Genomic DNA, 14,984 nt, shown 5'->3' on the forward strand with positions numbered 1-14,984 from the left:
TTTTTATTATGAGTGTTCTCCCATATCTTTTATTTACTGAGAATAAATTAATAGGATTCCCGGAAGAAAACAGGAAGTCTCCGCCTTTGCCCCTTTTCCTCACGTGCCATCTTCTCCGGCCATCACTGTCGTTGACCAAACGAGTGCGAACAGCGATAGCCCAACGAGTTTCATCAGCATGATTTTCTCCTTTTTAACGAAATGAATGAATGTGCCACTACCACAACGGTTATAGCTAACGACAGGTTACCGTTTTTATAGGGTTGCGAGAAAAGGAGAACGGTAAAAAAAGGGGGGAAATATTCGCTATTTTTAACGCTTTTACTTACCCTTCCTTACAAAGATTATCACTCCCAAACTGCCAGCCCATTTTCTACACTCAATACTCCCGTGGCACGCAGGCACTCCGCTCCGGAATGACAGCAAAAGGTTAAAATAATGGATTTATTACGGTTTTTGCTTCGCCTACCCTTCACTCTTATTAAAGGCGCGTGTTGGGTTATCGCTAACGTCTTCTGGCTGATTGGGCGGATATTACGTCCGATAGTGGGAAATATTCAGTGGCGTGCGCCCGATTGGGCGGTAAAGAGTGCCAGCGGTGTGAAAGGTGTTTTGGGCCGTCTGGAGCGCAGGGTGAATAACCACCCGAAGTCGGTCGGCGCGGGGGTTTTATTGCTGGTGCTGTTGGCTGTCGGGGGCTTTTACGGTTATCACGTCTGGCTCAACCGCCCGCAGCCGATTGAACCGGCACCGCTGGTCTACCAGAAAACCACACTGCGCGTGTCCGGTCCGCAGTTGATTAACTACAACACCAACAGCCGCCTGCCGCAGGAAATCGCCCTTAATTTCAGAAATTCGGTGGCACCGATCACGCTGGTGGGTAAAAACATCAGTCAGGGTATCAGCCTCTCGCCGGCGGTTGACGGGCAGTGGAAGTGGCGGAATGCCTCGACGCTGGTATTTACCCCGAAAGCCCCGCTACCAATGGGCACAACGTACAAAATCACGCTCGATCCCGCCAAACTGTTGGCGCCGCAAAGCAAGATCACCCAGACCGATTATGACGTCAAGGTACCGTCGTTTAATTATCAGTTGGGTCAGGCCGAGTACTATCAGGACCCGCAAGATCCCAAAAAACGCAGCGCCATTTTCCGCGTACAGTTCAACGCGCCAGTAGACGTTGCCAGCTTTGAAAAACAGATTTCGCTGGGGCTGATTGAAGGTAAAGATAAGCCGGAGAAAAAGCTCAATTACTCGCTGGTCTATGACGATAAAAAACTCAACGCGTGGGTGCATTCCGAAGCCTTGCAAGCGCTCGACCACGGCGGTTCCGTACATATAGCCATTGGCAAAGGCGTGAAATCCACCGCACCTGGGCAGCCAACGGCGGCACAGAAGAACAATTGGGTAGCGGTGCCCACGCTCTACAGTCTGACGGTGAAAGATGTCAGCGCCACCGTGGTGGACACCAGTGATAACAAAGGTGAACGCGCACTGATGGTCACCCTGAGCGATGCGGTAAAAGATAAGGAGATTGGCAGCGCGGTAAAAACCTGGCTGTTGCCGCAAAAGAATCCAAAAAACAGCGACAATAATGACGATGACGAAAATGCGATCTATCCGTGGAGTCTCTCTGAAGTCGACACCCGCACGATCAACCAGTCTGCACCGGTCAAACTGACGCTCAATGATGCCGAGCAGGAGTATCAGCCGCAGTTCAGCTTCAAGTTTGATGCTCCCGCCAACCGCTATATGCTGATTGAAATAACCAATACCATGACCTCGTTCGGCGGCTACAAAATGCCGGAAAAACGCTATCAGTTGGTGACGGTGCCGGACTATCCGACCTCGCTGAGTTTTATGTCACAAGGCTCACTGCTGTCGATGAGCGGAGAGAAGCAAATCAGTGTGGCGGCGCGAAACGTTCCAGGCCTCAAGCTGGATATTAAGCGAGTGATCCCAAGCCAGCTACAACACATTGTGTCGTTCAAAAGCAGTGACTACTCCTCGGCGCAGTTTAATCGTTTGGGCGATGAATATTTTACCGAACACTTCGAATACACCCGCGCAGTGAATAATGACAAACCGGGTGAAGTCAGTTATCAGGGCATTGATCTGTCACGTTATCTGTCAGATAACCCGAACGCTCGACGTGGCGTCTTCCTGCTGACCCTGACGCCGTGGGATCCCTCCGCCAAAAAAGCGAAAACCGACGACGACGCCCAAGAAGATCAGTACAGCAACGATGAAGATGAGAGCCAAGAGGCGGCGGGCGACTCACGTTTTGTGGTGATCACCGATCTGGGCATCATCAGCAAACGTTCACAGGACAAAACCCGCGATGTGTTCGTGCAATCAGTGCATTCCGGCCTGCCGGTGTTCAATGCCAACGTGTCGGTGATCGGCAAAAACGGCGTGGTACTGTTGTCTCAAACCACCGACCCCGATGGTCATGCCCGCTTCCCTGCGCTTGACGTTTATAAAAACGAGCGCCAGCCGGTGATGTTCCTGGTGGAAAAAGAGGGCGATGTCTCCTTCCTGCCGACCGGCGAATACAATGACCGTGGTCTGGATCTGTCACGCTTTGATATCCGTGGCGAAGAAACCCCGTCCGATCCTCGCACCCTAAGCAGTTATCTGTTCTCCGACCGTGGCGTTTACCGGCCCGGCGACACCTTTAATATCGGCCTGATCACCCGCACCGCTGAATGGGGTAATAGCCTGGCGGGCGTGCCGGTGCGCGCGGAAATCCGCGACCCGCGCGATACCCTGATGAGCACCCAACCGTTGACGCTCAACGCCAGCGGCTTTAACGAACTGAGTTATGCCACCAGCGACAGCTCGCCGACCGGCGAATGGAATGTCTATCTGTACTTGATTAACAAAGACCAGACGGGCAAAAATCAAGACGCTTCTACCCTGCTCGGCCACGTGTCCGTTAACGTCAAAGAGTTCGAACCGGACCCGCTTAAAGTCAAACTCGATCTGACGCCGAACCGCAAACAGGGCTGGGTTAAGCCGTCTGAGCTGAAGGCCAATATCGACGTACAGAATCTGTTTGGTACCCCGGCGCAGGCGCGCCGGGTGACCTCTAAATTGACGCTGCGCCCCATGTATCCAAGCTTCGATCAATTCCCGGATTATTTGTTCTACGAGAACCGTACCAACAGCGACGGCTTTGACACTGAGTTGCAGGATCAAACCACAGATGTCAACGGCAAAGCGGCGATCCCACTGGACCTGAAATCCTATGCGGATGCCACTTACCAGTTACAACTGATCTCCGAAGCCTTTACCGCCGGCAGCGGCCGTTCCGTGGCCGCCACGGCCCGCGTGCTGGTGTCGCCGTATGATTATCTGGTCGGCGTGAAAGCCGACGGCGATTTGGGTTACATCAATAAAGGGGCGGAACGTCATCTCAATCTGATTGCGGTGAATCCTTCACTGGAGAAAGTCGCCCTACCCGACCTGACGCTGTCGTTGATCGAACAGAAATACATTTCCGTGCTGACGAAGCAGGACTCCGGCGTTTACAAGTACCAGTCGAAAATGCGTGAAATTCCGGTTTCTGATCAGGCGCTGTCGATTGCCGCTACCGGTCAGGATCTGCTGCTGGAAACCCGTCAGCCGGGGGATTACGTGCTGGTGGTGAAAACCGCGCAAGGTCAGGTGCTGAACCGTATCGCTTACAGCGTGGCGGGCAATGCCAATCTCAGCCGTTCACTGGATCGCAATGCCGAACTGAAACTCAAGCTCAATCAGACCGAATACCAGCCGGGCGAAGAGATCGAGATTGCGATCAACGCACCTTACACCGGCAGCGGCCTTATCACCATCGAGAAAGACAAGGTGTACAGCTGGCAGTGGTTTAGAACCTCCACCACCAGTTCGGTACAGAAGATCCGCGTTCCAGCCAATATGGAAGGTAACGGCTACCTCAACGTGCAGTTTGTGCGTGACGTGAATTCAGACGAAATCTTTATGAGCCCACTGAGCTATGGGGTGATACCGTTCAAAATCAGCACCCGTGCACGTAAAGCCGGGCTGCAACTGAGCTCACCGGACGTAATTAAGCCGGGCCAGGAGCTGCCGATCATCGTCAATACCGACTCACCGCAAAACGTGGTGGTGTTTGCCGTGGACGAAGGCATTTTGCAGGTAGCGCGCTATAAGCTAAAAGATCCGCTGGAGTATTTCTTCCGCAAGCGTGAACTGAGCGTACAAAGCGCGCAGATCCTCGATCTAATTTTGCCGGAATTCAGCAAGCTGATGTCACTGACCTCAGCGCCAGGCGGTGATGCCGGTGAAGGGCTGGACCTGCACCTTAACCCGTTCAAACGTAAACGTGACAAGCCGGTAGCCTATTGGTCTGGCATCGTGCCGGTCAACGGCCAGGCGCAGTTTAACTACCCGGTGCCGGACTACTTCAATGGCAAAATCCGCGTGATGGCGATTTCCGTCACGCCGGACAAAATTGGTACGGCGCAAACCGGCACCACGGTGCGTGACAACTTCATCATGACACCCAATGTGCCGTCGATGGTCGCACCGGGCGATGAGTTTGATGTCAGCGTCGGTGTGAGCAATAACCTGGAAAACCTGGGCGACCAGCCGATAGCCATCAGCGTAAATCTGACACCGCCGCCGCAACTGGAAGTGGTTGGCAATGCTAAGCAGTCATTGTCGTTGGCCGCCAAACGCGAAGGCTATCTCACCTTCCGTCTGCGCGCCAAAGCGTCACTCGGCGATGCACCGCTGGTGTTCGAGGCGACCTACTCGGATAAAAGTAGCCGCCGCGTTATCAGCACCTCAGTGCGTCCGGCCATGCCGTTCCGCACTCAGTCGGTGATGGGCCGTATGAGCGGTAAAAACCAGACGGTGGATAATCTGCGCAGCATGTTTGACGCCTTTGCCAAACGTGATGCCAGAGTGTCAAATTCACCGTTGGTGCTGACCAGCGGGCTGGCACAATATCTGGAAGATTATCCGTATTACTGTTCTGAGCAGATTGTCAGCCGCTCGATTCCGCTGATCCTGCAAAGTAAGTATCCGGAAATGAAAGGCAAGCTGAGCCAGTTGGATGTCAACACCCAGCTTAACAGCCTATTGCGCACCCTACGTTCGCGGCAAAATGACAGTGGCGCGATTGGTCTGTGGCAGTCCTCGCCAATCGCCGATCCGTTCGTAACACCGTACGTGGTGCAGTACATGTTGCTGGCAAAATCAGCAGGTTACGCGCTGCCCGCCGGCATGCTGGAAGATGCCAATGTGGCGCTGCGCGAATTGGCGGCCAGTAAATATGATGACCTGTATCATCTGCGTCTGCGTGCCTTTGCCGTGTATCTGCTGACCCTACAGGGCGAAGTCACCACCAACTCGCTAGCCTCGGTGCAGGACAGCTTGCAAACCCTGTATACCAAAAGCTGGCAGACTGACCTCAGCGCGCTCTATCTGGCGTCTTCATACCGTCTGCTGAAAATGGACGATGAAGCCAACAAATTGTTGCAGCCAAGCTGGAATGAACTGAGCAAAGCCTACAACACGGCGTGGTGGTCACAAAATTACTTCGACCCGCTGGTGCAGGACGCTACGCGTTTGTATCTCATCACTCGTCACTTCCCGGAAAAGGCCAAGTCGATTCCGCCGCAGGTGCTGGAGAACATCGTGCGTTCGCTGAAAGAAGAGCGCTACACCACCTATTCCTCTGCCATGAGTATTCTGGCGCTGGACAGTTATTCCAGCCAGATAGCCCAACAGACAAGTGCCGGGGATCTGAGCATTAGCGCTGTCAGCAAAAATAAAACGGTGACGCCGGAGGTGATTTCCACCTTACAAGGCCTGTTTGCCCAAGGCAGCTTCAGTGCCGATGCGCAGGCGATTCAGTTCACTAATCCGAACGATACACCAGCCTGGTACGTGGTGACACAGTCAGGTTATGACGTACAGGCACCGCAAAAAGCCATTTCACGCGGTCTGGAAATCAGCCGTGACTACACCGATGCACAGGGCAATGCGGTCACACAGGTCACGCTGGGTGAGAAGATCAATGTGCATCTTAAAATCCGCGCCAATGCAAAAGAGGGACTGAGCAATCTGGCGATTGTTGATCTACTGCCAGGAGGATTTGAGGTGGTTCAGCAAACGGCACCAGAGCCAGAAAGTACCGAAGACCGCAGCAGCGACAGTCAGGCCGACAGCGGTTGGCGTTCACCGATTGCCGCAGGCGGTTCAACCTGGCAGCCGGACTACAGCGATGTGCGTGATGATCGGGTGATCATCTATGGCAGTGCCAGCACCGACATGCAGGAGTTCGTTTATCAGATCAAATCGACCAATACCGGCAGCTTCGTTATTCCTCCCGCGTTCGGTGAGGCGATGTATGACCGGGAAATCCAGGCGTTGTCCGTCGGTACGGGCAAAATCTTGGTGGTTCCGGCCGACGTTAAAAAATAACGCATGATCAACGCAACGTCGTTTAAATCTCTCTTACAAAACGGCCTGATGGCCGTTTTTTTGCTGGCTCTGGTGATGATCGGCTTTCGGCTGTGGCCGCATCCACCACTGTCACAAGGTCTGCCGCTTTCCAGCACTTACTACGACCGACAGGGAGTGTTACTGCGGATTTCGCTCGCGAATGATGAACGTTACCGCACCTGGACGCCGCTGGATAAAATTTCGCCACGGATGATCAACGGCATCCAACTGCATGAAGACCGGTGGTTTTATTATCATCCGGGCTTCAATCCGCTGAGCCTGCTGCGCGGCTTCTGGCGCAGCTATATACGCGGCGCCAGGTTGCAAGGTGGCTCAACGCTGACGATGCAACTGGCACGAATGCGCTGGCATCTCAATACCCGCACACCATCGGGCAAGCTGTGGCAGATTGTTCGCGCCGTGCAGCTTGAACTCAGTTATTCCAAGCACGATATTCTCGAGGCCTACCTTAACTACACACCCTATGGCCGCAATATCGAAAGTATCGGTGCCGCCAGCCTGATCTATTTCGGCAAGGCACCGCAGGATCTGACGCTGCCGGAGGCGCTAACGCTGGCGGTATTACCGCAGTCACCGAGTTTCCGTATTGATCCCCGTACCGGCGTACTGGGCACCGCGCTGAATCAGGCCCGTAACCGGTTGTTCGAACGCTGGCAGCAACATTACCCGACAGACAGCAGCCAGACTGCATTGTTTAGATTGCCGTTGAGCCTGCGCCAGCCGGAGCAGATGCCCTACATTGCACCGCACTTTATCGAGCAGATACGCCACGACCACCCCCCCTTGCAGCGCACCGACAACCGCGTCGATACTGAACTGGACATTGGTCTGCAAAGGTTGGTGGAAAAACAGATCGATGCTTTTATCACCCGCAACGCCAGCCGGGGCATTCACAATGCGGCGGCGCTGTTGGTGGATACGCGGGATATGGGCGTGCGGGCGCTGGTCGGCTCCGCGAATTATTATGACCGCGATATTCAGGGACAGGTGAACGGTACGCGCGCCAAGCGTTCACCCGGTTCTACCCTCAAGCCTTTTATCTATGCGCTGGGGCTGGAACAGGGTGTGCTGCACCCGATGACGATTCTCAAAGATGTGCCTTCGACATTCGGAGCCTATGCGCCAGAGAACTTCGACCGGCGTTTCCTCGGGCCGGTGACCGCCACCGATGCGCTGAATTTCAGCCGCAATATTCCGGCGGTTTACGTAGCCTCGCGGTTGCGCAACCCCACGCTCTACCAATTTATGCGCCTGTCAGGTGTCGCCAATATGGCCAGCGAAAATCACTACGGCCTGTCGTTGGTGCTCGGCGGCGGTGAAGTGACCGTGCAGGAGTTGGCCCGGCTCTATGCTTTGCTGGCCAACCGGGGAGAACTCAAACCCCTGCGCCTGCAAAAAAGCGATCCCTCCCCCACGCCGGTACGCCTGCTGAGTGAAGAGGCCAGTTTTATCACCCTCGACATGCTGCGACAGCACCGACGGCCCAGCGACACCCTGGCACAAAGGCCAACTTCACTGCCGGTGTACTGGAAGACCGGTACATCATGGGGGTTTCGTGACGCCTGGACCGCCGGGATTTTCGGCCCTTATGTGCTGATCGTCTGGGAGGGGAATTTCGACAATAAGGGCAACGGAGCCTTTGTCGGTGCCGATGCCGCCGCGCCGTTATTCTTCAATATTGTCGACAGTGTACAGGCCAGCTACCCAACGCTAAGTGAACCCAAACATCAGTGGCCGAAACAGCTAAAGCGGGTAGATATTTGCCTCGCCAGTGGTGATCTGCCAACGCCGTGGTGTCAGCAGGTCGGCAAAACCTGGTTTATTCCGGGTAAATCGCCCATCAAAGTCGATACCATTTACCGTCCGGTGGTGATGGATATCCAGACCGGCGACGTGGCTTGCCCGCCCTATGACGCGGACACGACGCGCACCGAAGTGTTTGAGTTCTGGCCTTCGGACTTAGCTAACGTGTTTGCTCAGGCCGGATTGCCTAAACGTGTGCCGCCGGCCAATGAACGCTGTAAAAATGACAGCACCGTAGTCAGCGGTAACCCGCCGCGCATCACCTCGCCGCTGCGCAACACCCTTTACACGTTGCGCCAGTCACAGCAAGGTCGCGACAGTATGATGTTCAATGCCACTACCGATGCCGACAGCAAAACGTTGTACTGGTTTGTTGATGATATCTATCTGGGCAGCAGCGCCAGTAAAACGCCTATTCAGTGGAGACCCACGAAAAACGGGCAATACCGCATCCGCGCGGTCGATGACCACGGGCGTGGGGATTCGCGGGTTATCAAGGTAGACATTGTCGATTAAGGTCGCAGCGTGCCTTGACCTTAACCCCGCACGGTCCGCCGGCAAACGCTCAGCACCCGTTGACGCAGCCAGCGGTGTGCGGGATCCACTTCTGAGCGCGGATGCCACATCTGAGATATTGTGATTTCGCGGGTTTTTACCGGCAGCTCGAAAACCCAGAGCTTCGAGGAAATCCCCTCTCTTTCGACAACCGGCTGGCTGATGAGGAAAGAGGCGGGAATCAATGCCACCAGATCAGACGCCTGAGCGATCGCCAATGCGGCAGAGAAACCGGGGACAATAGCGGCAATTTTGCGCGCTAAGCCTAATTCCGCCAGCGCGTCATCCACCGGTCCGTGAGTGCTTTCACGGCGTGAAACAACCACATGCCCACAGGACGCATAGTCGGTGGCGGTGATGACCGTTTTTCCCTCAAGTGGATGACCCTTTCTGACGACGCCCATAAACCGGTCCCTGAAAAGCGTCTGGATGCGGATCTCCGGCCCCATGTTGCCTAAAACACCGATTTCGAGATCAACCCGCCCTTCCCGCAGATGGGATGAACTTTTTTCAGGTTTTGGCGCAAAACGCAGGCACACTAAAGGTGCCACTGCCGCCACGTCGGCGATCATCGCAGCGCCGAACGACAGCACGAAACCGTCATTAGAGCGAAGGATAAATGTCCTCTCGAGCGTCGGTAAATTAAGCACCGACGAAGAAGGACGAAGTAAAGAGCGGGCTTCCAGTGCCGTGCTCTGGGTCCGCTCACGGATCTCTTCGGCATAAGGCGTTAGCACCATATTCCGCCCGGCCCGTACCAGCAAAGGATCGCCGGTCGTCGCTCGCAGGCGGCTCAGCGTCCGGCTCATGGCTGAAGCGCTTAATCCTAAACGACGGGCAGCGCCCACCACACTTCCTTCAGCAAGAAGGACGTCGAGAGCAATGAGTAAGTTCAGATCGGGTTCAGTCATACCGCAGTGTAATGCCTTCTGACATTAGAGAGAAGGCGTTTGATGCATGTATTAAATGCAGACACTGCGTCTTCCGCCCTGTATCGAGCGTGGCTATAGTGACGTCACTGAGCAACATGAAGAGAACATAAATCGATGGCACTATTTTCCGACCAACCCGGCGACGAAGGATTGCCGGGCCGTGAGCGCGGCTTAGCGATGGCCGCCGTGATGACGATGACCACCATGGCGGTCTTTGACGGTTCGATGGTCAACATCGCCTTGCCACAGATTGCACGTACGCTGAACGTTTCCGCGGGTTCCACAGTCTGGGTGTCCAACGGCTATCTCTTATCGGCGGCCATGACGCTAGCGATCTTTGCCGCGCTCGCCAGCAAGTTTGGTTTCCGTATGCTGTTCACCCTTGGCCTCAGCGTGTTCACGCTGGCATCGGTGGGTTGCGCGCTTTCCTCGTCGCTGGATATGCTGATCGCTATGCGTGTATTGCAGGGTATCGGGGGGGCAGCCACGCTGAGCATCGGCCCGGCGATCCTGAGATCGGTATTTCCCAACCGTCTGCTGGGCCGAATACTGGGTCTGAATGCGCTGATGATTGGCTTGAGTACCGCCATCGCGCCCGTACTTGGCGGGACGATTTTATCGGCGATGAGCTGGCAGTGGTTATTCGCGATTAATGTTCCAATGGGAATGATTGCGGTGACGTTGACCCTGCGTGTGATCCCCAACAATCCGGCTTCGGGGCGTGAGCCGTTCGATTTTACGGGGGCCATTCTGTCTGCGGTGGTGCTGGGGTCGCTGATCATGGCGGCAGACGCATTTTCACATGCGGCAAAGGGCGACCTGGCTACCGCAGTGACGTTCGGGCTGACCGCCCTTCTCGCCGGGCTGGCCTTTGTCTGGCGTCAGCGCCGTGCGCCAAAGCCACTGCTGCCACTCAACATGTTCGCGTCTTCACGCTTTACGCTGGCGGCGCTCACTTCATTAGCCTCTTTTGTTAGTCAGGGCATTACCTTCGTGGCACTCCCGTTCTTATTTCAGAGCGTGTATGGCTATAGTGCGTTCTATTCCGCGCTGCTTTTCACACCCTGGCCGATCGGAATTATGTTGGCAGCACCCCACGCCGGCCGCCTCGCCGACCGCTATCCAGCGGCCATCATTTCGACCCTTGGATTAAGTGTGTTTGCCCTCGGGCTGATACTGTTGGCGCTACTTCCTGCACATCCACAGGCATGGGACATCGGCCTTCGCAGCCTGATATGCGGCATAGGATTTGGCTGTTTCCAAAGCCCGAATAACCGCGAGATGTTGTCGAACGCGTCGCGTGAGAACAGCGGTTATGCTTCCGGCGTTTTGGCTATCATGCGCACCTTCGGCCAGTGTCTGGGCACCGCATTTGTCGGCGTGATGCTGTCGATATACGCCGCGAACAGTGCAATACAGGAAGGACATGCCGTGCAGCTAAGCCTGTGGCTGGCCGTGATGGCGACACTGCTGGCAATCGTGATCAGTGTGAGTCGTTTGCGGAGGTAAAACATACAATGACTCTTTTTACATGGTTTAGCCATTAAGAAATCTAGACATCTAAACGTTCGTTTTGTAGAGTGGTGCCACATCACAAATTCCTGCCGATTTACATGTTGATTCGGTTATGAAAAGCACTAGGTGGCGACACAATGATCAGTAGTATTAAAATCCTCGATGGCGGCATGGGTCGCGAACTGGCCCGCATGGGCGCACCTTTCCGCCAGCCTGAGTGGTCGGCGCTGGCGCTGATGCAGGCGCCGGAGTTTGTCCGCGCCGCGCATGATTCCTTTATCGCTGCCGGTTCTCAGGTGATCACCACCAACAGCTACGCCGTCGTGCCATTTCATATCAGCGAAGCCGTCTTTGCCGAGCGCGGTGCAGCCTTAATCGCACTTGCTGGCAAGCTAGCGCGTGAAGCGGCGGATGCCGCACCCGCGCAAGTCAAGGTTGCCGGTTCTCTTCCACCGGTTCTGGGCTCTTATCGCCCGGATTTGTTCGAGCCAGTAGCGGCTAAGAAACTGCTGAAAATACTGGTGGATAACCTGACGGAGCACGTCGACACCTGGCTGGCGGAAACACAAAGTTCCGTTGCCGAAGTGGAAGCCGTACGTGACGTTCTGGGCGATGATCCGCGTCCACTATGGTTCTCGTTTACATTACAGGACCAGCTCGATGAGCACGGTCAGGCGCTGCTGCGCTCCGGTGAATCCATCAAACAAGCCGTCGCTGCCGCGCTGCGTTTATCCGCCAGCGCGATTTTATTCAACTGTAGTCGCCCAGAAGTGATGGCCGCTGCGGTGACGGCGGCACGAGCTGCACTGAACGCAGGGAACTCCGCGCTGGATATCGGCGTGTACGCCAATGCTTTTGAGCCTTCTGATAACCAACGCGGCGCAAACGAAGGTTTGAGCAAAATGCGTCAGGACACCGATCCCGCCGGCTATCTCGACTTCGCCAAAGAGTGGGTGGCACAGGGCGCGACGATGGTTGGCGGCTGCTGCGGCATCGGGCCGGAACACATTGCCGCGCTGAAACAGGCATTCACTGAAAAAAACGCATAATAATGCCCAGTGTTAACACCCTATTTTACGGGCTATGCCCTTCCTGACAGGAGAAAGAAATGATTGATCGTCGTTCGTTTATCAAAAGTGCAGGCGCACTTTCCATCGCTGCGGCGACCAGTTCTTCATGGCTGGGCAAGGCGTTCGCCGCTGAAGCCGCAAAACCGAAAAAAGGCGGTCATTTGGTGGTTGGTGTCGATAACGCCTCCAGCACCGACCGTCTTGATCCGGCATTCTGGTTCGAAACCTACATGTATTTTGTCGGTTCACAGATGTTCAACAACCTGGTGGAAATAGACGAAAATGCCAAACTTGCGCCGTCGCTGGCCGAGTCCTGGGCATCGACCGATGGCAGTAAAACCTGGGTGCTGAAAATCCGTCAGGGTGTGCAATTCCATGATGGCCGTTCGCTGGGCGCCAAAGACGTGGTGTATTCCCTGAATCACCACCGTGGCGAAAAATCGACCTCGCCGGTGAAAGGTTATCTCGCCACCGCCAGCTCAATTGAAGCCACCGGTGAGCATGAAGTTACCATCAAACTGACTGCACCGGATGTCGAATTCATCTGGCTGCTCAGCGCCGTGCATTTCGCCATTACCGCTGAAAACGAAAACTTCGATAAAGGCATCGGCACGGGCGCATTTATTCTGGAAAAATTCCAGCCAGGTGTCACCACGCTGACGAAGCGCAATCCCAATTACTGGAACAGCGAGCGCGGCCATGTCGATTCCGTTGAAACACTGGCGATGAATGACTCGACCGCCCGCGTCGCGGCACTGGTCAGTGGTTCAGCACAGCTGATCAACCGTGTAAACCCACGCATTGTCAGCCGCATCGAACGTATGCCAAATCTGAAACTGGTACGTGCAAAAGACAGCATGATTTATACCTTCCCAGGGCTGTCGAATCTCGCCCCGTTCGATAACATCGATGGCCGTCTGGCACTGAAATACGCCATCGACCGCCAGCAAATTATTGATACCGTGCTCGGCGGTTACGCCAGCGTGGCCAATGACAACCCGATCTTCCCGTCGAACCGTTACTTCGCCAAAGACATTCCGCAGCGCCCGTATGATCCGGAAAAAGCGCAGTTCCACTGGAAAAAATCCGGTTTCAGCGGTCCGCTGACGCTGAATGTCGCCGACGCGGGTTTCCCTGGCGCCGTCGATGCCGGTCAGCTTTATCAGCAATCTGCGGCCAAAGCTGGCATCAACCTCAACGTGGTGCGAGTACCGGACGATGCGTTCTGGAATGACATCTGGCAGAAGAAAGTCTTCGTGTCGTCAAACTGGGCGAACCGCCCGACCGCCGATGCGCTGCTGTCTCTGGTGTTCACCAGCCAATCTTCCTGGAACGAATCCGCCTGGCACGTTCCGGCCTTCGATGCGATGGTAAAAGCTGCGCGCGGTGAGCCGGATGAAGCACGCCGTAAACAGATCTACCATGACATTCAGGTGATGTTGGTCGACCAGGGTAGCGAAATCATCCCGTTGTACGCCGATGCACTCGACGGCTGTTCGTCGAAAATCAAAGGGTTCACCTCCGTTCCGGGGATGCCGCTAAGTGGCAACCGCGCAGCAGAGAAAGTCTGGATCGAAGGCTGAACCGGGTAAAATAATGTCTGATTTGTCCTCGCAAGAAACCCAACAACGGCCTGCGGGCCGTTTTTCACAGCATCGCTCAAGCCTGCTGAGCATGGTGCTGTTGCGCCTGTTGTATGGCGTACTGATCGTACTCGCCGTCTCCGTGCTGATTTTCGCCGGTGTGCAACTGTTACCGGGCAACGCCGCGACGGCGATCCTCGGCCAAAGCGCCACGCCGGACGCCATCCGTGAACTTAACCTGCAACTCGGGCTGGATAAACCGGCGATCAGCCGCTATCTGAGCTGGCTGTTTGGCATTTTGCACGGCGATTTCGGCACCAGCTTTTCTACCCGCGAAGCCATCAGCGGCCCACTATTTACGCGCCTTGGCAACACGCTGTTTCTGGCCGGATGCACCGCCGCCATCGCTGTTCCTCTGGCACTTGCCATCGGTTTTATTTCGGTGCGCTATCACGGCAGCTGGGTCGACACGCTGCTCAATGTCATCACTCGTGCCACCGTGGCGCTGCCGGAATTTTTCTCCGGCTATTTGCTGATCCTGATTTTCGCCATCACGCTGGCGTGGGCACCAAGCAACAGCAGCATTACGGCGGAGATGCCGCTGACCGCCAAACTTTCGGCAATTTCCCTGCCATGCGCCACGCTGGTGCTGGCGATCCTCGGACACATGAGTAACATGACCCGCGCCGCACTGATTGCCGCGCAAAGCTCGGCCTACGTGGATACCGCCCTGCTGAAAGGGCTGTCGCCATCGCGTATTTTGTGGCGTCATGTCCTGCCGAATGCCATCGGCCCGATCATTAACGTCGTGGCGATCAATCTGGCCTATCTGATGGTAGGCGTGGTGATTGTCGAGAACGTGTTTGTCTATCCGGGGCTCGGACAATACATGGTCGACAGTATCAGTAAACGTGACATTCCGGTGATGCAGGACTGCGCGCTGTTGCTGGCCGGGATTTATATCCTGCTGAATTTGCTGGCGGATGTGATGGCGCTTATCGCCAATCCGCGTTTACGCCACAACCGCTGAA

Annotated in this window: 7 protein-coding genes; 6 read left to right on the top strand and 1 reads right to left on the bottom strand. The window is 55.4% G+C overall.

Annotated elements, in window-relative coordinates; all coding sequences use genetic code 11:
- Positions 1 to 438: 438 nt before the first annotated feature.
- Both IEV89_RS16025 and pbpC read left to right on the top strand, forming a co-directional pair.
- A complete protein-coding gene (locus IEV89_RS16025) occupies positions 439 to 6,453 on the top strand; it encodes an alpha-2-macroglobulin family protein (protein WP_188474534.1) in 6,015 nt (2,004 codons plus the stop codon).
- A 3-nt stretch (positions 6,454 to 6,456) separates the two neighbouring features.
- The gene (gene pbpC / locus IEV89_RS16030) at positions 6,457 to 8,814 is read left to right on the top strand and encodes a penicillin-binding protein 1C (RefSeq protein ID WP_188474535.1); all 2,358 of its coding nucleotides are present in this window, start codon (positions 6,457 to 6,459) and stop codon (positions 8,812 to 8,814) included.
- 20 nt (positions 8,815 to 8,834) lie between these two features.
- Here pbpC and IEV89_RS16035 read toward each other — a convergent pair whose 3' ends face one another.
- Entirely contained in the window at positions 8,835 to 9,764 is a 930-nt protein-coding gene (locus IEV89_RS16035; protein ID WP_188474536.1) for a LysR family transcriptional regulator, read from the bottom strand.
- A gap of 135 nt (positions 9,765 to 9,899) precedes the next feature.
- Here IEV89_RS16035 and IEV89_RS16040 point away from each other — a divergent pair, with 135 nt between their 5' ends.
- The 4 genes from IEV89_RS16040 to IEV89_RS16055 all read left to right on the top strand — a co-directional run bounded on the left by IEV89_RS16040 (position 9,900) and on the right by IEV89_RS16055 (position 14,983).
- The gene (locus IEV89_RS16040) at positions 9,900 to 11,294 is read left to right on the top strand and encodes an MFS transporter (RefSeq protein ID WP_188474537.1); all 1,395 of its coding nucleotides are present in this window, start codon (positions 9,900 to 9,902) and stop codon (positions 11,292 to 11,294) included.
- 143 nt (positions 11,295 to 11,437) lie between these two features.
- Positions 11,438 to 12,349, top strand: coding sequence for a homocysteine S-methyltransferase family protein (locus tag IEV89_RS16045; RefSeq protein WP_188474538.1), 912 nt, complete (start codon positions 11,438 to 11,440; stop codon positions 12,347 to 12,349).
- Between the two features lie 62 nt (positions 12,350 to 12,411).
- Positions 12,412 to 13,953, top strand: coding sequence for an ABC transporter substrate-binding protein (locus IEV89_RS16050; RefSeq protein WP_188474680.1), 1,542 nt, complete (start codon positions 12,412 to 12,414; stop codon positions 13,951 to 13,953).
- A 91-nt stretch (positions 13,954 to 14,044) separates the two neighbouring features.
- Positions 14,045 to 14,983 carry an ABC transporter permease gene (locus tag IEV89_RS16055; protein WP_188474681.1) on the top strand — a complete coding sequence of 313 codons (939 nt, stop codon included), beginning with the start codon at positions 14,045 to 14,047 and terminating at the stop codon, positions 14,981 to 14,983.
- The last annotated feature ends 1 nt before the right edge of the window (position 14,984 follow it).

The sequence above is a fragment of the Hafnia psychrotolerans genome (genome assembly GCF_014639435.1).
GTDB lineage: Bacteria > Pseudomonadota > Gammaproteobacteria > Enterobacterales > Enterobacteriaceae > Ewingella > Ewingella psychrotolerans.

Coding starts and splice junctions, on each gene's coding strand:
- IEV89_RS16025 (WP_188474534.1), top strand. CDS start 439: ATGGATTTATTACGGTTTTTGCTTCGCCTACCCTTCACTCTTATTAAA.
- pbpC (WP_188474535.1), top strand. CDS start 6,457: ATGATCAACGCAACGTCGTTTAAATCTCTCTTACAAAACGGCCTGATG.
- IEV89_RS16035 (WP_188474536.1), bottom strand. CDS start 9,764: ATGACTGAACCCGATCTGAACTTACTCATTGCTCTCGACGTCCTTCTT.
- IEV89_RS16040 (WP_188474537.1), top strand. CDS start 9,900: ATGGCACTATTTTCCGACCAACCCGGCGACGAAGGATTGCCGGGCCGT.
- IEV89_RS16045 (WP_188474538.1), top strand. CDS start 11,438: ATGATCAGTAGTATTAAAATCCTCGATGGCGGCATGGGTCGCGAACTG.
- IEV89_RS16055 (WP_188474681.1), top strand. CDS start 14,045: ATGGTGCTGTTGCGCCTGTTGTATGGCGTACTGATCGTACTCGCCGTC.